The organism is Maritalea myrionectae DSM 19524, from assembly GCF_000423365.1.
GTDB classification, from domain to species: Bacteria; Pseudomonadota; Alphaproteobacteria; order Rhizobiales; family Devosiaceae; genus Maritalea; species Maritalea myrionectae.
In genome coordinates this window covers 127,990-150,665 of the sequence record NZ_AUHV01000004.1, presented here as the reverse complement: position 1 = coordinate 150,665, position 22,676 = coordinate 127,990, and the positions used below count along the sequence as shown (strand labels likewise).

The window sequence follows — 22,676 nt, the reverse complement described above, 5'->3', positions numbered from 1 at the left end:
ATGTTACTCTCTTGTCTTCAAAGCCAAGGTGATGTCAGATCGGCCGAGGTCTCGCCACACCAGCCACCCGGATGCGAGTGCTGCGCCGACGACAACGGCAATTGCGGTCCCATATGCCTTTGGGGCATATACGACAGGAATTTGATAAAGGTCCGTAGAAAAACCGGCGGCAATCAGGGTCGTCAGGCCATTGCCCAACAACACACCCAACGGAAGCGCCACTAGGGTCACAGCGCCGAGTTCGCCGAGCAATACAAAAGCCGTTTCGCTTTTATAGAACCCCATAACCCGCAAACTCGCCAGGTCCCGCGCCCGCTCATCCTGCGCAACCCGGGCCACATTATAGATAATACCGAACGTAATCGCGAAAGCCATGAAGCCCATGATAAAGCGCGAGGACCCTGCGCCCTGGTTCATGACCTCTTGGAACGCCTGCTCGGCTTCTCGCCGCAAGCTCACCCCGGCCACCATCGGCATACCCTTTAGGGCAGTATAGATCGCGTCTTGCTCGCCATCATAAATTGAAAGATAGGCACCAGATACGCGCAATGGCTCGCCCATTAAACTGTTCAACGCGTCAATGTCCATAAAGGCCGGCGACCCAATCAAACTTTGCGCAATGCCTGCAACGCGCGTCGAAACAACCATTTGGCTGCCCTCGCGAATATCCACAGTGATGCGATCACCAATGCCCACATCGAGGATATCGGCCAGCGGTGTCGACAGCACAATCCCCCGCGTGGGCAAGGGAATTGGTGCCGCGTTGGAATCAAGCGCCCGAAACAATTGCGACTGAGGCGCCAACCCTGTCACCGCGCCGGAATGGCTGCGGCGCCCATTGCGCAGCACCACCGCCACGTTGCGCACAGGCTCGGCCAAGGTCACGCCCGGTAAACGCTCTAACTCAAAAATCGTTTTGACGGGCGCGTTGGTCACAAAACTCACCGTCGCGTCGGATCTGTCGATAACGTTGAACGTTCTGTCGAGAACCGTGTCAAAACCCTCATAAATAATCAGCATCGACAGGCTAAGCGCCATGCCTGCGGCGATCCCCGCCACAGCACCCATCATGCGCCAGGGTTGCCGCACCAGGCGCCGCACCACCATGCGTGTGGGCTGATCAAGAAATGTCATCACATGGGACCCAACGGCGCCCGCTTTCGAAAAGTCTGGCGGCGCCGCAGGCCGCATCGCTTCCGCCGGGGTCAAGCGAAACACACGACGCAACGCAAATGCGCCGCCCAATGTCGCCACAAATACGCTGGTCAAAATACCCGTTACAAAGGAGGAGAATTCCAAACGAAACAGAAGAAAGGGCAATTTATAATAAGTTGTGTAAAGCGGAATGGTCATCCGCCCCAACCCAACACCGAGCAGGCAACCAAACAAAGCCCCGCTTAGCGCGATGATCACCACAAGCTGCACATAATGGCCGCTCACTTCTGTATCCGTATAGCCAAATGCCTTCATCAATCCGATTTCTTCGCGTTCAGATTGGATCGTGCGACTGGTTACAATATAAAGCAAAAATGCCGCCACCAGCATGAAGATGGGCGGCACATTCTTGGCCGAGATTTCAAGGCCCGCAATTTCTTCCGATATAAACCGATCCGAGGGATGATCTGCCAGCCCGTATGCGCCCGGCGAGCCATAAGGCTCAAGCACGCGATCAACATCATCCAACACGGCATCCACCACCGCACCACGCAACAAAGTGATCAATGCCTCATTAAACGCCCCTTCAAGATCAAGCGCCGCTGCCAGTGCCGGTCGTCCAATCCAGATCACGCCAAACCGGGCATCATCGGGGATCATTTCCCCCGGCGCTGCATAATAAATGAATTCGGGCGATTGGGCGGTGCCAACAACATCAAAAGTCCGCCGCGAACCATTCAGCGTCACTTCAATTTGATCGCCCGGCACAATGCTGTGCGCCGCGGCAAAGCTATCAAGAAGCACAATCTCGGCTGATTTCCCGCTGTCTGGGCGTCGCCCTGCTGTCAATCGAATCTCATTGAGATGCCGCAACTCATGCGTCGGCAGAGATAGGATACGTGCGGACACAGGAATCTCGCGCGTGGGGATGTCGATCAATCCCATGCCTGAAATACGGGTCTGCACGGTCGCCACGCCCGGTATGTCATGCAATTGCCCGGCCACATGCTCGGGCGCCCGCGACACAGGGGCAAAAACCTGCGCAAATTGATGCCGCTCATAATAGGCGTCGCGCGTCTGTGAAAGCGAGGCCACAAGCCCCGTCATCATGACCTGCAAGGCAACACCAATGCCTATCACCAGCATAATCGCCAGCGCTTGTCCCTTGATTCGCCATAAGTCACGCGTCAATTTGGCATGAAGCGGTTTGAGCCGTCTCACCACTCGATCTCCTCTGCGGCAAGACGTTCTTTGTTCAACACCACTTCGCGGATGGCGCCATCGGCAAAATGGATCACGCGATCTGCCATGGCCGCAGTGGCCGCTGCGTGGGTGATGATGAAAACAGTGGTGCCCAATGTTTCATTCACATCCTGCAACACCCGCAACACAGCCCGCCCCGTGGCGCTATCCAAAGCGCCTGTCGGCTCATCACAAAACAAAACATCAGGCTGTTTGGCCACCGCCCGCGCAATCGCCACCCGCTGCTGCTCACCGCCTGAAAGCTGCGCTGGAAAGTGATCCAATCGCTTCCCCAACCCCACCAGATGAAGCGCGTCATCAGCGCTCATCGGGTCGTCAGCAATCTCAGTGACCAGCTCAACATTTTCGCGCGCGGTCAGGCTGGGCATCAAATTGTAGAACTGAAAAACAAACCCCACATGATTGCGCCGATACATGGTCAACGCCCGGTCATTCATTTCAGTCAAACACATGCCGCCAAACTTCGCCGACCCGCTGGTGGCCTTATCAAGGCCACCCAAAATATTGAGCAGGGTCGACTTGCCGCTACCCGACGGCCCCAGCAAAACCACGATTTCACCCCGGCCGATCTCCAAGTTCACCCCGCGCAGGGCATGCACAGCCGTGCGCCCCTCGCCGTAGGTCTTGGTCAGTTCTTCCACCACATATGCTTTTGCCAAATCGGCTTCATTAATCTTTGCCATACCTCAACATAAAACAATTCGCGGCGCATAAATTGACCGACATCAACTTGCCACGCTTATCTGGCTCAATTTGAAATGAAACCAATTCGCCGCCACGCTCGTTTCACTATTAAGTCCCACGCAAGCTGAGGAGTTCACCAATGCTGATCAAGTCTTTGTCCGCCACCCTTTTCGTCGCCGCACTGGTTGCGCCCGTCGCCGCGCAAGATGCAGCCTATGGGGGCCCAAAAAATGTGCCCGAATTTGCCCCCGCGTTTGAAAACCAAACACGTGCGCCGATCATGCAAAGTGAGGTGTCCCTAAACGTAGAAGAAATCGCCACGGGCCTCACGCATCCATGGGGCATTGCAGTGCTGCCCAACGGCGGATATTTGGTGACTGAGCGCGAAGGGCGTTTGCGCCATATCGACGCCCAAGGCAATTTGGTCGATGCCCCAATTGAAGGCGTGCCGCAGGTCTTTAATCGACGACAGGGCGGCCTGCTTGATGTTGCGCTGGCCCCGGATTTTGAGAAAAGCCGCGTGATATTTCTGACCTATTCAAAGCCGATGGGCAGCGGCACATCATCCACCGCCGCCGCGCGCGCTGTCCTGTCCGAAGATATGCGCACGCTCACCCAAGTGCAGGACATTTTTGTGCAGCAGCCCCCGTCTCCAACCCCTATGCACTATGGCAGCCGCATTGTCTTGCATAACGGATTTGCCTATATCACCACGGGTGAACACTCCTCACGTCAGGAACGCGAATATGCACAGCATTTGGATAAGACCTACGGCAAAGTCATCCGCGTCACCCCAAATGGTGAAACACCAACAGACAACCCCTTTGTCGGCCAAGCGAACGCGATAGACAGCATTTATGCGCTTGGCCTGCGCAACCTGCAAGGCGCGGCTCTGCGCCCCGGCACCGATGATGTCTGGGTGCTGGGTCATGGCCCCAGAGGCGGCGACGAGTTGAACAAGCTGCAGGCAGGCGCCAACTACGGTTGGCCCGTGGTCAGCTATGGCGAAACCTATGGCGGCCGCCCCATCGGCAGCGGCAAACCGCGTGCCGAAGGCTTCACAGAACCACGTTATTATTGGGATCCGGTGATCGCGCCGGGTGGCTTTGATTTTAAAACTGGCGACGTGCTTTCTGACTGGAACGGCAACATCATCGCCTCATCGCTCAATCCCGGCGGCATTGTGCGCCTGGCGCTGGATGGTGACAGCGTGACCGGCGAAGAACGCCTACTCCCCGAACTTGGCCGCGTTCGCGATATTGAGATCGATAAGGACGGCTCCATCCTCGCCCTTACCGATTCCGGCAATGGCAAAGTGGTGCGGATCACTGGGGAATAGTGTCCGGATGTGGATTCAACACGCCCGTGAAGGCGCGAAGGCGATCACTTCGCGCCGAGATAATGGGCTGAATGTGCGTCCAAGCAATCAGCAATGGCGCGTGCGGGCAATGTGCCCACCTTTTGCCCCAGCAAGTGGAGCACCATAGCCAGATTGCGCCTATTGCTGTTTTGCCACGTCACAATCAGCCATTCACCGTCAAAGCCACTGGGGGACAGCGGCACAAGCCGCGCCAAAAGTCCCGTATATTGATCGACACTTAAATTGGCCCGCAAAATAAGCTCGGCAAGGCAAAGCTCTTCATTGGCAGAAAAGTTCTTGCGCGCATCCAAATAGATTGTCAGCAACAAATCCACCAACGCGCGCCGATCGTCATAATTGTAACTCATATGCTCAATGGCAGACCCCACAAAGAACGTCATGTGGTTCATAAAATGGATAAAATAGCCGTCCGCGCTTAATACGTGATGGGCAGAAGCAGCCTCCACATAAGGGACAATGCACGCTTCGATCGCGCCAACAGGCAAAGCCGTCGGCTCGATCTGACCGGAATCAAGCAGCGCGGAAAGATATAAAAATCCATAGGACTGCAGCACAGGATCAGTCTGCCGCTGCTGCCAACTGGCTAGGCCGCGAAATAAATCCAGCCCTGCCCCTGCACTCAAATCCACGGCCCGACATTTGGTATAGATGGTTTCATAAAAGGCTTCAGCGCTTGCCGGTTTTACCGACAAGAGCAAATCCTCGAATTCTGCATTTATCAAAATTCACTCCAAAAATTATTATAAAAATAAAAAGCACGCTCAGGTGCCGCCGCAAAAATATGAACTCATTATATGCGATTCCCACGCCACAAACTGGTTTCTTTTGAAACCAAATGAACTTCAATTAGTTCGGGCAGCTAAATGGGCATCAAAAACAAAAGAGGCCGGGGAAATCCCCGGCCCTTCTCAATCTCATACAAAGCGCCTGCGCTTATTTAGTGCGCAACATTCATATTTGCCGCTTCCATCTGCCGAAGCGCCGCTGATGACCGCAGCACGGTGTCCCGCTCTACTTCTGCAAAGTTCAGCACCTCATTGGTTAGGTAACCAAACCGCACCATTTGTTGCGCATGCACTTCCAAAACAGCGCGCGCATAGGCGGGGCTCAAGCCTTTTTTCCACGGCTCGTTTGATGCCTTTTGCCCAGCAAAGCCAACGGCCTTGACCGCCTCATCAGCCGCTGTTTTCAACTCTTTGGGATCAAGTCCAAGACGCATATGATCCGCAAGGCGCTTAAATTGCGCGTGTGGATCATTCAGTAAATCTTCAAACCGCACCACCAGATCATGCGCCAAAGTTGGCTCAGTCCAGCTTTGCACGTTCTCCGACCAGGAGCCCCAAGGCTCGAGGGCGTTCTGCGCAGTTGTTGGCTGCCGATATTCCGTGGTGGCCAACAATTTTATCGCATCAAGCGGCTGTTTTTTACCGGCATAGGCAAATGCCATCACCAGATTCAACGGATTGCGGATCAAATAAACACTGCCACCGGAAACCTTCGTGTTGATGCTGAGAACATCATGAAACTCAGCACGAACCGCATGCGTTTTGACGAACGGCAATCCGGGATATTTTTTCGATAGATAATCGTGAATTTTAGGGCGCGCCGCCGCGATTTCCGGCTCACTCATTTCCGAGGGGGCCTTACCGATCACTTCGCGATAGAACCAGACATCTGTATCCCACGGCACATCACGATTGATATATTCTAGGCTTGCCGGCTCATTCGGGCGATAGCCTTTAATTTTTGCGGCCTGTTGCAGAAACGAACGCACTGCCAAATCTCCGCTATGGGGATATGACGCGATCCAAAATAGTGGCCGACCCTTCGCTTCACTCATAATCACTCGCTTTTAATCAAATTCTTGCTGCGCGTTTTACAAGGCTTTCATCATGGCGACAACCCTGCCGCCATGCATGAACAGGATTTTCTATTCTAGCCGTTAACGGCCGCCACTTCTTTTGCCTGCAACCGATCAAAGAATGGCTCTGGGCTATCCACCTCAATCAAACGGTCTCGCCGGTCAATTTCAAAGAACCGCGTGCCCACGGCCCGCACAAAATGCCGATCATGTGAAATCACCAAAGCGCTGGGTTCGCGCTCCACCAATTCCCGCTCCAATTGTTCACGCCCATCAATGTCCAAATGATTGGTTGGTTCGTCTAACAAATAAAAGTTCGGCTCCGTCAAGCGCAGCGCCAGCAGCACCAACCGCGTCCGTTGCCCAAAGGACAATTGGGCAATCGGCTGGCTTTGCTGCTCATATATATAGCCGATATTGGCCAGCAATCCCTTCGCCCGCTGGTCCCCCACATCAAAATGCTCCGTCACAAAACTCAATGGCGATTGCTTATCCGGCAGCATATCCAAATTCTGATCCGCATAGGCCACCACATTAGAGGGCGTTGTCCAAATGCCGGCCACTTCCTGGCCACTCAGTGCACGACGGACAGCCTTGATCAGCTGGGTTTTACCCCGGCCATTCTCCGCCAACACCACGATGCGGTCGCCCTGATAGTGAAACAGCTTTTCAATCGAAAAAAGCTTTCCCCCATCAGGCGTTGCCACTTGATAATGATCAAAGCTCATTGCCACCTTGGCATGAGAGCCCCGATTGGCAAGTGTCACATCGCCTTGTCGGTCTTTATGCAATGCCCCAATCTGATCCTCAATTTTGGCTGCACGCACCTTGAGCTGCTTCGCCTTCGTTTGCAGCAGGTCTGAACCGCTATTCAACCCCACATTATAAAGCTTGGCCGCGTTGGTGCGCAGGCGATTGATTTCCTTCATGTCGCGCTCGGCCTTGTTTCGCGCGGCCTGATCCAATTCCTCAAGCGCGATCCGGGCATGAGAATAGGACACATCAAACGAAAGGCAGGTGCCGGGCCGCAAAAACAAGGTCTTGTTGGTCACAATGTCTAAAAATGCCCGGTCATGACTGGTCAACACCGTCACCACCTTGCCTTGCATTGCCTTCAACACCCGCTCAATCAGGTAGATTTTTTCCAAATCCAAATGGTTGGTCGGTTCATCCAACACCAAAATATCAGGTTCACCCACCAACAGCCGCGCCATCATCACCAGTCGACGCCAACCGCCAGACAATTCTGCCAACTGATAATCAAAATAGTCATAAGGCACAGCCAAATCATTCAGCGCCACATCCACACGCCATGCCTCGAAGTCGCGTTGATCTGCGGGTAGTGCTGACAACACATAATCACGCACCGTTAGCGGCAAATCATCGGCGGCCAATTCCTGCGGCATATAGCCGATCTTGGTGCCGCGAGAGGTGATGATTTGCCCTTGATGTGGATCTAACTGACCCACAATCTGCCGCAACAGCGTGGTCTTGCCCTGCCCGTTGCCGGCCACAAGGCCCAAGCAATCGCCCTTATTGAGCGTCAGATCTAAGTTTTGGAATAGGATGTCGCGCGCAATCGCACTGATGGATTGAAATTGTAATATCGTCATAATCTTTGTCGCTATTTATGCTGGCCATAGGCCAATGAAATCCACGTCATCAAAAGGATGACGCCATTAAGCGAGTCACAAAGATGTTTCGACCTTTTGCGCCCGCCCTACTTCAAATTTTGAAATAGGGCCCAACGAGGTCCGAAATATAAACGATATTGATGTGCCAAATCCATCGCCCTCCGGGGGAAGCGACATTGCTTCTCATGCAAAACTAACCAACCAAAACGCGATTTGGCAAGAGATCAAACAAAAAAGAAAACGAGGGCTAAACCAACAGACAGAAAATGTCTGGGCATTTGGATATGGGCAAGTCGGTACGCAAAACTATTAAATCCGACTTGCACCATCCAATTGGATAATGTCGTGGCAAAAGATCCGGTTACGCTGGTTTTCGCTCTGACACTCATACGGGAACTCCAAACTCTTCGACCGTATGAAATGATTTTTAGCAGCACGTTGTTAAAAAAGTGCTGACGCCTCAGAAAGATTTTATCAATAATTTCCGCAGCTTAGTCAGGCATAAAGTTAAACAAACCTTTACTACTTGTTCGACTTTCAGTCGCTTCAACCACTTAAGGGTCTCATTCTGAAACAGCCGCACTTAATTCACCTGTAAATCACCGAAAAATTACGCCAGAAAAAAATCTTTTCTTTTGTTTTTTCAAAATCAGTCGATAAGTCCCGCAAAGCGGCAATTTTCCAGGTGAAGTGATTGACCAAGCGCCCGGGCCAACAAATATGGTAAGCAAGGCATAAGAGATGATTCGAGGCGTTAGAATATGAGCAATAGTGACGATCTGTTTTCAACAATTGGCGGCAGCGACGAACCGAGCAAAACGGAAAGCGCGACCCCTGAAAACAAATCTGCGCGCCCAGATCCTAAAAAACCCAATGTCATGCCTGCGGCCTCAAAGGAGAACCTCTCCTATAGTGCGCAAGATATTGAGGTGCTTGAAGGCCTAGAGCCTGTCCGCCGTCGCCCCGGCATGTATATTGGCGGCACCGATATTAATGCCCTGCACCATTTGTTTGCCGAAATCATCGACAACTCAATGGATGAAGCGATCGCGGGCCACGCATCGCGCATTGAAGTTCATCTGGATGCCGAGGGCTATTTGGCCATCACCGATAATGGTCGCGGCATTCCGGTGGAAGAACATCCAAAGTTTCCCGGGCGCTCCACGCTCGAAATCATCATGACCACCCTGCACGCTGGCGGTAAGTTTGATTCCAAAGCCTATGAAACATCGGGCGGTCTACACGGCGTAGGTGTTTCCGTGGTCAACGCGCTTTCCGACGATTTGATCGTTGAAGTTGCGCGCGACCAGACGCTCTATGTGCAAAAATTCTCTCGCGGCCATGCGGTCACAGGCATTGAAAATCTCGGCCAAGTGCGTAACCGCCGCGGCACCACCATCAAGTTTCACCCCGACGCACAAATCTTTGGCGAGGCGGCCCGCTTTGCACCAAAGCGCATTTTCGAAATGTCGCAGGCAAAAGCCTATTTGTTTGCTGGTGTTGAAATCCGTTGGTCGTGCGACCCAGAATTGGTCGAAGGCAGTGACACACCGCCGAAAAAGACCCTCCATTTCCCAAATGGGTTGAAAGACTATGTCGAACATCGGGTTGAAGGCCGCACCCGCATTGTCGAAGAGATTTTCGCTGGCCGTGCCGGCGCTGCGGGCAAGCATGGCACCGTCGAATGGGCCATCGCCTTCACCCTCGGGGACAATTTTGTCTCGTCTTATTGTAACACGGTGCCAACACAGGATGGCGGCACCCATGAAGCAGGTTTGCGCGCCGCTTTATTGCGCGGTCTGAAAGCCTATGCCGATCTGACAGGCAATAAACGCGCCTCCATTCTGACCGCCGAAGATGTTTTGTCGACATGTAGCGCAGTGTTGTCTGCCTTTATTCGTGAGCCTGAGTTTGTTGGCCAAACCAAAGATAAGCTTTCGACGACCGAAGCCACCAAGATCGTTGAAAACGCCGTGCGCGATGCCTTCGACCATTGGCTGGCCGCATCGCCAAACCAAGCCAGCAAATTGCTTGATTGGAGCATTGAGCGCGCCGAAGATCGATTGCGCCGCCGTAAAGAAAAAGAGATCGACCGCAAAAGCGCCACGCGCCGCCTACGGCTGCCGGGCAAACTGGCGGACTGTTCGCAAGGCGCGGCACAAGGTGCCGAAATCTTTATTGTAGAGGGCGATTCAGCGGGCGGCAGTGCCAAACAAGCACGCAATCGCGCCAACCAAGCTGTGTTGCCGTTGCGCGGTAAAATCTTGAACGTTGCAGGGGCAACGCGCGACAAAGTCACCGCCAACCAACAAATCGCAGATATAGCCCAAGCGCTCGGTTGCGGCACCCGCGAAAAATATCGCGGCGACGATCTTCGCTATGACAAAATCATCATCATGACCGATGCCGACGTAGACGGCGCCCACATCGCAGCCCTTTTGATGACATTCTTCTTCCAGGAAATGCCGGACCTCATTCGCGACGGCCATCTGTTCTTGGCCGTACCGCCGCTTTACCGCATCACCCAAGGGGCAAAAACCCTTTATGCCAAAGATGATGCCGACAAAGACCGGCTGATGGCGGAAGAGTTTACGGGGCGTGGCAAAGTTGAAATCACCCGCTTTAAAGGCTTGGGCGAAATGCCCTTCAAGCACCTTAAAGAAACCACCATGAAACCGGGGTCTCGGACACTGTTGCGCATTGATGTTGCAAGTGAATTCGACGACACCAAGAAAAGCATTGACCGGCTTATGGGCAACAAACCCGAACTGCGTTTTCAGTTTATTCAGGAAAATGCAGCCTTTGTTGACGACCTGGACATCTAAATTCATCGCCAGTTCAGATCCCAGCCGTTAAGAAAGTTTCCTAATAACCCATTGACTTAGCGGCTATTGTCGTTATGGTCTCGTGCGCGGGGCCACTAAACATATCACGACCAAAACAACTGGCAGAGTGGACGTATTTACTTGAGCGAAAAATTTTCAAATCTTGGATTGAGCCAATCCGTTGTCGATGCGGTAACTGACGCAGGTTACACGCAGCCAACTGATATTCAGCAAAAAGCCATCCCACACATTCTCGAAAAGCGAGATATTGTCGGGATTGCTCAAACAGGCACAGGGAAAACAGCTTCGTTTGTTTTGCCCATGTTGACCTTGCTGGGCAAAGGTCGGGCCAGAGCGCGTATGCCGCGCACCCTGATCTTGGAACCAACACGCGAATTGGCCGCACAAGTTCATGAAAACTTTGAAAAATACGGCAAAAATCACAAGCTCACCGTAGCCTTGTTGATTGGTGGCGTTTCCTTTGAAGAGCAGAACAAAAAGCTGGACCGTGGCGCTGATGTCTTGATCGCGACCCCCGGCCGTTTGCTTGATCATTTTGAACGCGGCCGTTTGCTGATGACCGGCGTTGAAATTTTCGTCATCGACGAAGCTGACCGCATGTTGGATATGGGCTTTGTGCCGGATATTGAACGTGTGAGCGCACTGTTGCCGAAACGTCGTCAAACCTTGCTATTCTCTGCAACTATGCCAGATGAAATCGCAAAACTGACCAGCAAATTCCTGACCAATCCTGAGCGTATCGAAGTCGCACGGCAAAATTCTACTGCCGAGACCATCACGCAAAAAGCGGTCAAGGTCGGCACCAAGCCATTTGAAAAGCGCGCTGCTTTGCGTGATCAAATCAATGCGGCGAAAGAATTGAACAACGCCATCGTTTTCTGCAATCGCAAGCGCGACATTGCCACCCTCACCCGTTCACTTGAGCGACATGGGTTTAATGCCGGCGCACTGCATGGCGATATGGATCAAAAAAGCCGCATGGCAACATTGGATGGCTTTAAGGCTGGTAAAATCAAAATTCTCGTGGCCAGTGATGTTGCTGCCCGCGGGCTCGATATTCCCGAAGTAAGCCACGTCTATAATTTCGATGTACCCACCCATGCGGAAGATTACGTACATAGAATCGGTCGCACAGGTCGCGCGGGCCGTTCGGGACAAGCGATCAGCTTGGTCACAAAAGCGGATGAAAAATATTTGACGGCAATTGAAAAACTGATCGAGCAAACCATTCCTGTTGAAACCTTCCAACAAGATGGTGGTGACAATGCCGCACAAGAGAAGCCGAAAAGCGAGCGCCCCAAGCGTACGCGCGGTGGTAAAAAGCAGCAACCGGCTGAAAACGCTGAAAAAAGCGCCGAGGCCCCCTCGACAGAATCACCAAAATCAACAAAAACTGGCCGCAAGAAGCGTTCAGGACATGACAATCAAGATCGTGTGCCATTTGGTCAATCTGACCAGGTGCCCGCCTTCTTGCTCCGTCCGGTTCGGCGCGCAAGTTAGAGCTGTTTTTAACGCAATCTTTATAGATCGCGCATTAGAAACACTGAGTGGGTAAATAAGCTTTGGGGAAATTGCATCAAATTGCAACTATCCCAAAGTCTGGTTCGGAAAAAGATATGCTTGTATCTGAACATGACTATCAACGTACTCTCGAGTACTCCTTTGCCGCTTTGGGCATGCTCAAGCGCGCGAAGATTCCGCCCTATCCCCACTTTTACGAACTTTGCTACACCTATGCTTCGGGCATCAACGAGCAGCTTAATGAGCGGCTTAATATGCTATTGGGCGAAGACAACACACTTTCAATGGAAAATGTGTTGCAGGTTTATCGCGAGTTCTTTGACAATCCATCTGACCTTGAATCACGACTGACCAGCGTTTCGCAAGAGATGTCATCCAAAATTGACGCGGTTAATCGCGCCATGGATGACGCCATCGACACGGCGGAAGGCTACTCAGGGTCATTGGACAAGGCCGAGCAACAATTGCTTGGCGCAGTTGATCAAGAAGCGTTGCGCATTTTGGCAAAGCAGCTTTTGCACGAAACGCAAAAAATGCAGGAAGCCAACAAGAACCTCGAAGAAAAACTCAAAGTATCAAAACAAGATATTTCGAGCCTCAAGCGGGACTTGGATACGGCACGCCGCGAAACAATGCTGGACCCACTTACCAAAATCGCCAACCGCAAGAGCTTTGATCAGCGTCTAAAGCAAGTGCTTGAACTGTCTAAAAAGACAGGCACAACATTCTGCTTGTTGATGATGGATATTGATCACTTTAAGGCGTTTAACGACAATTACGGCCACCAAACAGGTGACCAGGTTTTGCGTCTTGTTGCAATGACAGTGAAGTCAAACCTCAAAGGCAGAGATCATGCATCTCGCTTTGGTGGCGAAGAATTCGCAGCAATCCTGCCCGACACCGACATTCGCGGCGCGCGCACCATTGCCGAAAAAATTCGCAAAGCTGTCCATGCCAAAGAATTGCTCAAACGCTCCACTAACGAGAAGTTGGGCCGGATCACCGTTTCTATCGGCGCAGCGCAATTCCGGCACGAAGAATCAATTCATGAACTGATCGATCGTGCTGATGGGTGTTTGTACACCGCCAAGCGTTGCGGGCGTAACCGCGTGATTTGCGAAACTGACGAAGAGTTCCGCAAACCAAAAGTCGCTTAAGTTTTCAATAGATTATTCGCGAACAGATCCGCTAGTCAGCGTTCGCACGTGCTTCTGCAAGCGCTTTCAAATCTGCAGGCTCAAGCATAACGCTCTCGCCGCAACCGCACGAACCTGTTTGGTTCGGGTTGTTGAAGGTGAATTCAGAGCCAAGCAGCTCTTCCTTAAAGTCCATCTGCGTGCCCAAAAGAAACATCGTTGCTTTTGGGTCGACAAAGACGTCCACCCCATGCTCGCTCACATGGTCATCGCCTGGCGTCTTTTCTTTCACATAATCAAGGGTATAAGCCATGCCAGCACAGCCGGCATTCTTTACCCCAACGCGCACACCGATCACGTCATCATCGCCTGATTGCGCGATAATGCTCTTCACCTCGTCGGCGGCCCGTTCGGTTATGCTCATGATTTTCAAAGCCATTTTACCACCAATTCAGGGCGACCATCGCCTCTTCTGACATGCGTGTCTGATCCCATGGAGGATCAAATACCATGTTCACTTTAACATCCTGTACGCCTTCAACCGAGGCCACAGCATTTTCCACCCAAATCGGCATTTCGCCAGCCACCGGACAGCCCGGCGCCGTAAGCGTCATGTCGATTGTGATGTTGCGGTTGTCATCGAGATCAACCTTATAAATAAGCCCAAGCTCGTAAATATCGACAGGAATTTCAGGGTCATAGACCGTTTTCAGCGCCCCAACGATATTGTCGGTCAACTGCTCGATCTCTTGCGGAGAAAGATTCGAGCTTTCAGTCGAGATCGTCGCCGCATTCGGGCTGACTGGCTCTGCTTGTGCAGTTTCTGTTTCGCTCATTTTCTTCTCCTAACCAAAGAATGTCTGCGCTTTGCCAATGGCTTGAACCAACGCATCCACATCATCTTTCCCATTATATAGGGCGAATGAAGCGCGACATGTAGAGGTCACGCCAAATCTTTTTAGCAAGGGCTGCGCACAATGGCTGCCCGCCCGCACCGCAACACCGTAACGATCAAGGATCGTCGACAGATCGTGGGCATGTACATTTTCAATGGCAAACGAGAAGATGGCTCCTTTGCCGGGCGCATCGCCAATCAGCCGCAACGCATTGATTTTTAAAAGCTCTTGCCGCGCATAGTCACCAATTTCATCTTCATGCGCTTTGATATTGTCGCGGCCAATGCTTTCAATATAGTCGATTGCCGCGCCCAAGCCAATGGCTTGCACAATGGGCGGCGTGCCCGCTTCAAACCGATGTGGCGGCTCGGCATAGGTCACATTGTCCTCAAACACATCGGCGATCATCTCGCCACCACCTTGGAAAGGTCGTGTGTCTAACAAACGATCATATTTGCCGTAAAGAATGCCAATGCCAGTCGGGCCATATAGCTTGTGGCCCGTGGCGACATAGAAGTCGACGCCCAAATCCTGCACATCAACCGGCAAATGCACCGCACCTTGCGACCCATCCACCATCACAGGAATACCACGCGAATGCGCTATTTCTGTGACTTTTTTGATCGGCACAATCGTGCCCATCACGTTGGACATGTGCGTAATCGCCACAATTTTGGTGCGATCTGTGATCGCGGCTTCAAATTGGTCCAAGTCAAAGCTGCCATCTTCGGCAACATCCACCCATTTGATCACCGCGCCCTGACGTTCGCGCAAAAAGTGCCACGGCACAATGTTGGAATGGTGCTCCATCTTGGTGATGATGATCTCATCACCCTCACCAATTTTTGGTCCCACAAAGCTTTGCGCGACCAAATTGATGGCTTCTGTGGCCGAGCGTGTGAACACAATCTCGTCCACCCGCTCCGCGTTGAGAAACTTTTGCACCTTGGTGCGCGCATCTTCAAACGCCTCTGTGGCGCGATTGGATAACGTATGTAATCCACGATGCACATTGGCATATTCGTGCGCATAGGCGTGCTGTATCCGCTCCAAAACCTGGTTAGGTTTTTGCGCCGATGCCCCACTGTCGAGATAAACAAGCGGATGCCCGTTCACTTCTTCCGACAGAATGGGAAAATCACCACGAATTTTGCCAAGATCCAGCATAATTACTCCGTTGCCGCCAACCACGCATCCACGCGGTTTTCCAATTTGGCGTGAATTTGCTCATCTTCAATTTCGTCGAACAATTCCGCCAAAAAGGCTTTAATCAACATAGATTCTGCTTCCGCACGTGGAATGCCGCGGCTCATCAAATAGAACAGCGCATCTGCATCCAACTCGCCGCAAGTTGCCCCGTGGGCGCACAACACGTCGTCAGCGAAAATCTCAAGCTCAGGCTTCACCAAAACTTCAGCGCGTTCAGACAGCAACAAGCCTTGGCTCATCATCTGCGCATCAGTTTTTTGCGCATCCGGCGCCACAATGATTTTGCCTTGGAAAATCGCTTTGGCGCGATCCCGCACGATAGACTTAAAGCTTTCCGTGCTTGTGGTGTTCGGCACGGCGTGGTTCACATTCAACGTGAAATCGCCATGCTGCTTGTCCATCAAAAGGGTCAAGCCTGCGAAGTCGGCATGGGCGCCCTCGCCTTTAAACTCCGCCTTAACATCTGTACGGCCCAGCTGGAAATTGGCGTGGGTCACAAAAGTGCGCAAGTTCGCCTTTTCGTGCAAATCATAGCAATTTTGCACAAATTGACGGGCGCCTGTGGCGTTTTGATCAAGTTGAAGATGCAGCAAGTTCGAATTGGCTGCCACATCCATGGCGCAGTCCGCGAACCGCAAGCCGCGATCATTCTGCCCTTCAAACGTCTCGATAATGGTCGCTTCTACGCCATCGGCCGAAGTCACCTTCAGCTTGCTGGCCGCAACACTATCCGCCCCCGCATGCACCTGAGCAATGTGGATTGGCTTATTGAGCGATTTTGAAATCGAAATTTCGATCTGACTTTGGGCAAACCCATCCATCAAATTGATGATCTGATCATCGCCAACTTTTTTGGCCACATCCACAGACTTAATTTCAACGCCGTCAATTGCATCCGCATGCACCAACTTGCCGTTCACGATAACAACGCGGCTAAAGCCGTTAAATTGTTCGCTTGGCAAATCATCATTGGCTTTCGCCAGTTCAGCCGGGACATCGCGCAACAAGGTGCGCAAATCGGTATAGTGATATTCTTCAATCCGACGATGCGGCAAACCATGCTCGGTGAGCGCCGCCTTTGCGTCCGCCGCGCCAGCCGCTTGCAACAAATCCGCAAGCTGGTTTTCGGCATCCGTCAGTTTCACAATATGTTGTTCCATGAATTTCGCTCCAGCGTTGGATTAAGCAGCAGTGCCGTCAAACTCGGCATAGCCTTTTTTCTCAAGCTCAAGCGCCAACTCGCGATCACCACTTTCAACCACACGACCGTCTGAGAACACGTGCACACGATCAGGCACGATATAGTTCAACAAACGCTGATAGTGGGTAATGACAAGCATTGAGCGATTGGCATCACGCAAATGGTTCACACCATCAGAAACCACTTTCAACGCATCAATATCGAGGCCAGAGTCGGTTTCATCAAGCACGCAAAGCGATGGCTGCATCAGCGCCATTTGCAAGATTTCCGCACGCTTCTTTTCCCCGCCAGAAAAACCAACATTCAGCGGACGCTTCAACATATCTTGGTTGATTTCCAACTGGTTGGCTGCGTCTTTCACAAGCTTCATGAAATCAGGAATTTTCAACTCTTCTTCGCCGCGTGTTTTGCGCTGCGCGTTCAAAGCCGCTTTCAAGAAGGTCATGGTGGCAACACCAGGAATTTCGATCGGATATTGGAACGCCAAGAACAGGCCCGCTGCCGCGCGCTCGTCCGCACCCATTTCCAACAGGTCTTCACCCATGAACAGGACCTGACCTTCGGTAACTTCATAGCCTTCTTTGCCCGCCAACACATATGAAAGTGTTGATTTGCCAGAGCCGTTCCGGCCCATAATTGCGTGCACTTCACCGGCAGGCAGGGTCAAATCCACACCTTTCAGGATTTGCTTGTCTTCGTCTTCCACTTTCACGTGGAGATTTTTAATTTCCAGAATTGGCGTTGTCATTTCATGTCCTCAATTCTCGCGCCGCAAGATTGGCGCTCTATCTTTGTTCAAAAGGCGGGATCACCACATATAGGTGATCACCAGCCAAACACTTACGGCGGCAAAAACCCCTGCAATGCCACCGATAATCTTATACCCTTCGGGCTCTTCCGCCTTCACGCGGCCAGCCACCACATAGCCCATGCCGAGCCCGGCGATGATGGCAACGATGATTGCGCTCCAGCCCATTAGCCCACACTGCCTTCAAGGCTGATGCCGATCAGCTTTTGGCTTTCCGCCATAAATTCCATCGGCAAATGCTGCAGCACTTCACGCACAAATCCATTCACGATCAGCGCCACCGCCTCTTCTTCGTTCAGGCCGCGTTGCTGGCAATAAAACATCTGATCATCGGAAATCTTGGAGGTAGTCGCCTCGTGCTCAAACACGGCGCTTGCGTTGCGGCTTTCAATATAAGGCACCGTGTGTGCCCCACATCTATCGCCGATCAGCAAGCTGTCACACTGGGTGAAGTTCCGCGCGCCGGTTGCTTTCGCATGGGCGGAAACCTGACCACGATAAGTGTTCTGCGATACGCCGGCTGAAATACCCTTTGAAATAATCCGGGAAGAGGTGTTCTTGCCCAAATGGATCATTTTGGTGCCGCTATCCACTTGCTGGTGGCCATTCGAAATCGCGATGGAGTAGAACTCACCTTGTGAATTGTCGCCGCGTAAAATGCAGCTTGGATATTTCCAAGTGATCGCAGAGCCGGTTTCAACTTGCGTCCAAGAAATCTTGGAGTTTTTGCCGCGACAATCGCCACGCTTGGTCACAAAGTTATAAATGCCGCCCTTGCCGTCTTTATCGCCCGGATACCAGTTTTGAACGGTCGAATATTTGATTTCAGCGTCGTCCAAGGTCACCAGTTCAACCACGGCCGCGTGCAGTTGGTTCTCATCACGCATTGGCGCGGTACAACCTTCGAGATAGCTCACATATGAGCCTTCGTCGGCAATAATCAACGTCCGTTCAAACTGACCAGTTTTCTCTTCATTGATACGGAAATAGGTCGACAGTTCCATGGGGCAGCGAACGCCTTTTGGAATGTAAACAAATGACCCGTCAGAGAACACAGCCGCGTTCAACGTCGCGTAGAAATTGTCTGAGGTTGGCACAACAGAACCGAGATATTTCTTCACCAGCTCAGGATGCTCTTTCACCGCTTCAGAGATAGAGCAGAAAATCACGCCCGCTTTGGCCAACTCATCTTTAAAGGTGGTCACAACAGACACACTGTCAAACACAGCATCTACGGCAACTCGTGCGCCTTCAACGCCGGCCAAAACAGCCTGTTCAGACAGCGGAATACCCAATTTCTTGTAGGTTTCCAAAAGCTCCGGATCAACTTCATCAAGGCTTTTTGGCCCTGGTGTCGATTTCGGTGCCGCATAATAATAAAGGTCTTGGAAATCGATTTTGGGATAATTAACGCGCGCCCAGCTTGGCTCTTCCATTTGCTGCCAGCGGCGGAAGGCTTCCAAACGCCATTCCAGCATCCATTCCGGCTCATCCTTTTTCGCCGAAATAAAGCGCACAATATCTTCATTCAGGCCTTTAGGCGCCATATCCATTTCGATATCGGTCTTAAAGCCATACTTGTACTTATCGACGTCAATTTCCTTGACCTGATCAATGGTTTCTTTAACCGCAGCCATTTCAAGACCTCTCTTTCATCAACCCTATCGTGACAGCTCTAGGCGCTTGCCCGCGCACTGCCCTTAAACTTTTCCGCTATCTGCGCACTTGCAGATAAAAACGCCTCAACATCTTCAGGCGTGCTGTTCCACCCAACGCTTAGACGTAACGCACAGTCTGCAAGCGCTGGATCAATCTTCATGGCGTCCAAAACGTGTGAACGCGACACTTTGCCCGACGAGCAGGCAGAACCAGCCGAAAGCGCGATCCGCGCCAAATCATACTGAATCATCGATATATTGTTTTTGATGCCCGGCAGAGCAAACGCGCTGGTAAACCCTGAGCGCGGCACTTCCGCGCCAAAAATCACGACATCGGCAAAAATCTCGGCCAAGCCGCTTTCGGCTTTGGCCACCAAATCATGCGGCACATTGGCGAAGTTCTCCTGCGCCTGCGCTGCCGCCACGCCAAACCCGGCGATCAATGCCGCTGATTCCGTGCCGCCGCGTCGGCCTTGCTCTTGTCCCCCACCGGGGATCAAGCGCACATCATCCACGCGCGGCTTCAAAATAAGCGCACCAACGCCCGCTGGTCCGCCAATCTTATGGGCGGAGACAGAATAAAAATCAGCCCGCGATGGGTCGAAATAAAATTCAACCTTGCCCGCGCCTTGTGCACCATCCACCAGCAAATAGTGCTCGCGATCAAATAATAGCTCACCAATCTCGTGAACTGGCTGCACAACCCCGGTTTCATTATTCACTTGTTGCACCGCAACCAAAACCCGCGCACCCGTCGCATCGGCTTCGTCAAGTTGACGCTCCAAAGCGCCAAGGTCCAACAATCCATTAGGCAATAAAGAAATAAACTCGAACGCAACGCCCGCGGTTTCAACCGCGCGGATCACGGCCATATGCTCGCCAGCACCCACCAAAATACGGTCAATCTTTTCACTGCGTGCCAAACCCCAGATTGCGTGGGTCAGGCTTTCAGTCGCTGAACCAGTGAACACCACCCGTCCCCGCGCCGTGCCACATAGCAGCGCAACCTTGTCGCGCGCATCTTCAATGATCGCGCGCAGTTTGCGGCCATTCTCATGTACGGAAGAAGGATTCCCCGGAATCGCCATTGCATCGACCATGGCCGTCTGCGCGTCCGGCAACAAAGGTGCCGATGCGCTATGGTCCAAATATGTCACTGCATTGCGACTCATCGAAAAAATTCACTCTTTTTCAGGGCCATAGGCCGATTCAACCAATCAGTTCTTGAATTTTGCGCTCTACAATAGGTAAAAGAAGCGCAAGATTATTGACTGTTGGGCGAAAAACTAGTTTTGAATAATTCTAAACTGGTTTTTCGCACTCACGTTTTAGGTAGCGTGCCGACATTCGTCAACCCTTTTCGCCGAACAATCCCTGCATTCGGCAAAAGCATTTGGTTTTGTGTGGGGATAGAAGGTCTCGTGTATGCCTGAAGTATTCTTTAATGGTCCAGCTGGTCGTCTTGAAGGACGTTACCAACAAGCAAAAGACCCTAATGCGCCCATCGCGGTGGTGTTGCACCCGCATCCAGAATTTGGCGGCACCATGAACAACCAAATTGTCTACAATTTGTTCTACATGTTCGCCCAACGCGGTTTTTCCGTTTTGCGTTTCAATTCACGTGGTGTTGGACGTTCGCAAGGCACGTTCGATCACGGCGTGGGTGAACTCTCAGACGCGGCGGCAGCGCTTGATTGGTTGCAAACTCTCAATAAAGAAAGCCCCGGCGTGTGGATCGCTGGCTTTTCGTTCGGTGCGTGGATTGGCATGCAGCTTTTGATGCGCCGCCCCGAGGTTGAAGGCTTCATCTCCGTTGCCCCACCAGAAAACCTTTATGATTTTGCCTTCTTGGCCCCTTGCCCGTCCTCTGGCCTGATCATTCATGGCGAGAAAGACCGGGTTGCACCGCCAGAATCAGTGCAAAAACTGGTGGACAAGCTCCAACAGCAAAAGGGCATCACCGTCGAACAAAAGATTGTCGAAGGTGCCAACCATTTCTTTGAGGACCGTATTGAACCCCTCATCGAAGATTGCGCCGAATATTTGGATCGTCGACGCGAAGAAATCGCTCAGGGCGGTGGCCGATAGCCACCGACCGGGCAGCAGCTAAAAAATAAGAATAAAAGGAAAAGCATATGACCTACAAATCCGACTTTTTGCGCACGCTTGAAGAGCGCGGATTTTTGTATCAGCTTTCTGATGCAGAGGGCCTCGACAAAAAATTGTGTGAAGGTCCGGTCACAGGTTATATCGGCTTTGATGCCACAGCAAAGAGCCTGCATGTGGGCAACCTCGTGCAGATCATGCTGCTCTATTGGCTGCAAAAAACCGGCAACAAGCCTCTTGTTTTGATGGGTGGCGGCACCTCCATGGTCGGGGATCCGTCTGGTAAAGACGAGATGCGCCAAATGATGACGCCGGAAATCATTGAAGACAACAAGTCAAATATCCGCGAGATATTTTCTGGCCTGCTTGAATTTGGTGACGGCGAAACCGACGCACAAATGCTCGACAATGCCGAATGGCTGATGAAGCTGAACTATGTTGAGTTTTTGCGCGATGTCGGCAGCAAAATCTCGATCAACCAAATGCTCACCCGCGAAAGCGTCAAACAACGTTTGGATCGCGAACAATCGCTGAGCTTTTTGGAGTTCAACTACATGATTTTGCAGGGCTACGACTTTGCCGAGCTCAACAAGCGCTATGGCTGTACCCTGCAAATGGGTGGCTCCGACCAGTGGGGTAACATCATCTCGGGGGTCGATCTGGCCCGCCGCTTGAACGGCGCCGAATGCTTTGCAGTGACCACACCACTGATCACCAAGTCGGACGGGTCCAAAATGGGCAAGTCCGTTGCTGGTGCCGTTTGGCTGCGCAAAGAAATGCTACCGGTCTATGACTACTGGCAGTTCTGGCGCAACACAGGCGACGCTGATGTGGCCAAATTCGCAAAATTGTTCACCACGCTGTCGTTGGACGAAATCGCCCGTTGGGACGGTTTGGAAGGCAACGAGCTGAACGATGTGAAAAAGCAGTTGGCCACCGCTGCAACGGCAATGATCCATGGTCAGGCCGCAGCGGAAGAAGCAGCAGAGACAGCCCGTCGCACCTTTGAAGAAGGCGCGATTGACCTCACCTTGCCCACCGTGGAAGTCACCAAAGCTGAGTTGAATGAAGGCGTCGGCATCCTTAGCGCATTTGTCACCGCCGGGTTGGCAGGCTCAAATGGCGAAGCGCGCCGCCTGATCAAATCAGGTGCGTTGAAGGTCAATGACGAAAAAGTCGACGATGAACGCGCCACATTGGGCGAAGGACAGCTTTTGCCTGAAGGTGTGATCAAATTGTCCGCGGGCAAAAAACGCCACATCTTGTTGAAGCCTGCCGAATAAGGCCGACATCACCAAAAATCAAAAAGCCCGGCCA

19 protein-coding genes are annotated in these 22,676 nt (G+C 52.2%); 6 read left to right on the top strand and 13 right to left on the bottom strand.

The features are described from left to right. Positions 1–3 precede the first annotated feature (3 nt). Complete coding sequence (locus tag G549_RS0112045; protein ID WP_036222741.1) at positions 4–2,376, bottom strand: ABC transporter permease; 2,373 nt, start codon at positions 2,374–2,376, stop codon at positions 4–6. Further along, on the bottom strand, positions 2,373–3,101 hold the full coding sequence (locus tag G549_RS0112040) for an ABC transporter ATP-binding protein (RefSeq protein ID WP_036222563.1): 729 nt from the start codon (positions 3,099–3,101) through the stop codon (positions 2,373–2,375). The genes G549_RS0112045 and G549_RS0112040 overlap by 4 nt, the downstream gene beginning before the upstream one ends. 140 nt (positions 3,102–3,241) lie before the next feature. Here G549_RS0112040 and G549_RS0112035 point away from each other — a divergent pair, with 140 nt between their 5' ends. Continuing rightward, the gene (locus G549_RS0112035; RefSeq protein WP_027835236.1) at positions 3,242–4,441 is read left to right on the top strand and encodes a PQQ-dependent sugar dehydrogenase; all 1,200 of its coding nucleotides are present in this window, start codon (positions 3,242–3,244) and stop codon (positions 4,439–4,441) included. Between the two features lie 44 nt (positions 4,442–4,485). On the opposite strand, the gene G549_RS0112030 is transcribed toward G549_RS0112035, so the two are convergent. The 3 genes from G549_RS0112030 to G549_RS20150 form a co-directional block, all read right to left on the bottom strand. Further along, positions 4,486–5,205, bottom strand: coding sequence for a hypothetical protein (locus tag G549_RS0112030; protein ID WP_027835235.1), 720 nt, complete (start codon positions 5,203–5,205; stop codon positions 4,486–4,488). Positions 5,206–5,420: 215 nt separating this feature from the next. Beyond that, entirely contained in the window at positions 5,421–6,323 is a 903-nt protein-coding gene (locus G549_RS0112025; protein WP_027835234.1) for a sulfotransferase domain-containing protein, read from the bottom strand. Between the two features lie 95 nt (positions 6,324–6,418). Next, positions 6,419–7,957 (bottom strand): ABC-F family ATP-binding cassette domain-containing protein, encoded by a 1,539-nt coding sequence (locus G549_RS20150; protein WP_036222560.1) that lies wholly within the window; start codon positions 7,955–7,957, stop codon positions 6,419–6,421. A gap of 782 nt (positions 7,958–8,739) precedes the next feature. Between G549_RS20150 and parE the strand changes: the two genes are divergently transcribed. From parE to G549_RS0112000, 3 genes are all read left to right on the top strand, one after another. Beyond that, positions 8,740–10,803, top strand: a complete 2,064-nt coding sequence (parE, locus tag G549_RS0112010) for a DNA topoisomerase IV subunit B (protein ID WP_027835233.1) — start codon at positions 8,740–8,742, stop codon at positions 10,801–10,803. Positions 10,804–10,944: 141 nt separating this feature from the next. Continuing rightward, complete coding sequence (locus G549_RS0112005; RefSeq protein ID WP_027835232.1) at positions 10,945–12,324, top strand: DEAD/DEAH box helicase; 1,380 nt, start codon at positions 10,945–10,947, stop codon at positions 12,322–12,324. Between the two features lie 116 nt (positions 12,325–12,440). Further along, positions 12,441–13,502, top strand: a complete 1,062-nt coding sequence (locus G549_RS0112000) for a GGDEF domain-containing protein (RefSeq protein WP_027835231.1) — start codon at positions 12,441–12,443, stop codon at positions 13,500–13,502. A gap of 31 nt (positions 13,503–13,533) precedes the next feature. Here G549_RS0112000 and G549_RS0111995 read toward each other — a convergent pair whose 3' ends face one another. The 8 genes from G549_RS0111995 to G549_RS0111960 all read right to left on the bottom strand — a co-directional run bounded on the left by G549_RS0111995 (position 13,534) and on the right by G549_RS0111960 (position 20,425). Further along, positions 13,534–13,920 carry a HesB/IscA family protein gene (locus G549_RS0111995; RefSeq protein WP_036222557.1) on the bottom strand — a complete coding sequence of 129 codons (387 nt, stop codon included), beginning with the start codon at positions 13,918–13,920 and terminating at the stop codon, positions 13,534–13,536. Between the two features lies 1 nt (position 13,921). After that, positions 13,922–14,317 carry an SUF system Fe-S cluster assembly protein gene (locus G549_RS0111990; protein ID WP_027835229.1) on the bottom strand — a complete coding sequence of 132 codons (396 nt, stop codon included), beginning with the start codon at positions 14,315–14,317 and terminating at the stop codon, positions 13,922–13,924. Between the two features lie 9 nt (positions 14,318–14,326). Continuing rightward, positions 14,327–15,544, bottom strand: coding sequence for a cysteine desulfurase (locus G549_RS0111985; protein ID WP_036222554.1), 1,218 nt, complete (start codon positions 15,542–15,544; stop codon positions 14,327–14,329). Positions 15,545–15,546: 2 nt separating this feature from the next. After that, the gene (gene sufD / locus G549_RS20145; RefSeq protein WP_051213737.1) at positions 15,547–16,746 is read right to left on the bottom strand and encodes a Fe-S cluster assembly protein SufD; all 1,200 of its coding nucleotides are present in this window, start codon (positions 16,744–16,746) and stop codon (positions 15,547–15,549) included. A 21-nt stretch (positions 16,747–16,767) separates the two neighbouring features. Continuing rightward, positions 16,768–17,523, bottom strand: a complete 756-nt coding sequence (gene sufC, locus G549_RS0111975) for a Fe-S cluster assembly ATPase SufC (protein ID WP_027835227.1) — start codon at positions 17,521–17,523, stop codon at positions 16,768–16,770. A 72-nt stretch (positions 17,524–17,595) separates the two neighbouring features. Beyond that, positions 17,596–17,763, bottom strand: coding sequence for a hypothetical protein (locus G549_RS21835; protein WP_156905551.1), 168 nt, complete (start codon positions 17,761–17,763; stop codon positions 17,596–17,598). After that, positions 17,763–19,232 (bottom strand): Fe-S cluster assembly protein SufB, encoded by a 1,470-nt coding sequence (gene sufB, locus G549_RS0111965; RefSeq protein WP_027835226.1) that lies wholly within the window; start codon positions 19,230–19,232, stop codon positions 17,763–17,765. The genes G549_RS21835 and sufB overlap by 1 nt, the downstream gene beginning before the upstream one ends. A 38-nt stretch (positions 19,233–19,270) precedes the next feature. Next, positions 19,271–20,425 (bottom strand): cysteine desulfurase family protein, encoded by a 1,155-nt coding sequence (locus G549_RS0111960; RefSeq protein WP_027835225.1) that lies wholly within the window; start codon positions 20,423–20,425, stop codon positions 19,271–19,273. A 253-nt stretch (positions 20,426–20,678) separates the two neighbouring features. Between G549_RS0111960 and G549_RS0111955 the strand changes: the two genes are divergently transcribed. Next, complete coding sequence (locus G549_RS0111955; RefSeq protein WP_027835224.1) at positions 20,679–21,341, top strand: alpha/beta hydrolase; 663 nt, start codon at positions 20,679–20,681, stop codon at positions 21,339–21,341. Positions 21,342–21,388: 47 nt separating this feature from the next. Continuing rightward, positions 21,389–22,642, top strand: a complete 1,254-nt coding sequence (gene tyrS, locus G549_RS0111950) for a tyrosine--tRNA ligase (protein ID WP_027835223.1) — start codon at positions 21,389–21,391, stop codon at positions 22,640–22,642. The last annotated feature ends 34 nt before the right edge of the window (positions 22,643–22,676 follow it).

Coding starts and splice junctions, on each gene's coding strand:
- G549_RS0112035 (WP_027835236.1), top strand. CDS start 3,242: ATGCTGATCAAGTCTTTGTCCGCCACCCTTTTCGTCGCCGCACTGGTT.
- G549_RS0111960 (WP_027835225.1), bottom strand. CDS start 20,425: ATGAGTCGCAATGCAGTGACATATTTGGACCATAGCGCATCGGCACCT.
- G549_RS0112040 (WP_036222563.1), bottom strand. CDS start 3,101: ATGGCAAAGATTAATGAAGCCGATTTGGCAAAAGCATATGTGGTGGAA.
- G549_RS0112025 (WP_027835234.1), bottom strand. CDS start 6,323: ATGAGTGAAGCGAAGGGTCGGCCACTATTTTGGATCGCGTCATATCCC.
- G549_RS0111995 (WP_036222557.1), bottom strand. CDS start 13,920: ATGGCTTTGAAAATCATGAGCATAACCGAACGGGCCGCCGACGAGGTG.
- sufB (WP_027835226.1), bottom strand. CDS start 19,232: ATGGCTGCGGTTAAAGAAACCATTGATCAGGTCAAGGAAATTGACGTC.
- parE (WP_027835233.1), top strand. CDS start 8,740: ATGAGCAATAGTGACGATCTGTTTTCAACAATTGGCGGCAGCGACGAA.
- G549_RS21835 (WP_156905551.1), bottom strand. CDS start 17,763: ATGGGCTGGAGCGCAATCATCGTTGCCATCATCGCCGGGCTCGGCATG.
- G549_RS20150 (WP_036222560.1), bottom strand. CDS start 7,957: ATGACGATATTACAATTTCAATCCATCAGTGCGATTGCGCGCGACATC.
- G549_RS0111955 (WP_027835224.1), top strand. CDS start 20,679: ATGCCTGAAGTATTCTTTAATGGTCCAGCTGGTCGTCTTGAAGGACGT.
- G549_RS0112000 (WP_027835231.1), top strand. CDS start 12,441: ATGCTTGTATCTGAACATGACTATCAACGTACTCTCGAGTACTCCTTT.
- tyrS (WP_027835223.1), top strand. CDS start 21,389: ATGACCTACAAATCCGACTTTTTGCGCACGCTTGAAGAGCGCGGATTT.
- sufD (WP_051213737.1), bottom strand. CDS start 16,746: ATGGAACAACATATTGTGAAACTGACGGATGCCGAAAACCAGCTTGCG.
- G549_RS0111990 (WP_027835229.1), bottom strand. CDS start 14,317: ATGAGCGAAACAGAAACTGCACAAGCAGAGCCAGTCAGCCCGAATGCG.
- G549_RS0111985 (WP_036222554.1), bottom strand. CDS start 15,544: ATGCTGGATCTTGGCAAAATTCGTGGTGATTTTCCCATTCTGTCGGAA.